This is a genomic window from Actinorhabdospora filicis (genome assembly GCF_030269765.1).
GTDB lineage: Bacteria > Actinomycetota > Actinomycetes > Mycobacteriales > Micromonosporaceae > Actinorhabdospora > Actinorhabdospora filicis.
In genome coordinates this window covers 1-285 of the sequence record NZ_BSTX01000018.1, presented here as the reverse complement: position 1 = coordinate 285, position 285 = coordinate 1, and the positions used below count along the sequence as shown (strand labels likewise).

The 285-nt window shown below is 56.5% G+C and carries 1 rRNA gene; it reads right to left on the bottom strand.

Annotated features, from left to right (window positions below):
• Positions 1 to 86, bottom strand: a 23S ribosomal RNA gene (locus tag QSK10_RS34180); the annotation flags it as partial.
• Positions 87 to 285 lie beyond the last annotated feature (199 nt).

Here is a 285-nt window from a genome sequence, read left to right as displayed (position 1 = left end):
ACTCCCCCAGGCCTATCGCGGCCTCCCACGTCCTTCATCGGCTCCTGGTGCCAAGGCATCCACCATGCGCCCTTGACAACTTAACAAACACAACAACACAGACAACGACCCAAAACAACAACAACCCTCACACCCTCGAAAGGATGAAGGATCGTGCCGCATCGGCTCAATTGCTAGATGCTCGCACCCACTATGCACATCTCAAACAACACACGCACACCGCTCAACTAGCCACCCAACCGGCTCGGAACACCAGTCCCTGCCCGAAAAACTTCGAGCCCACCC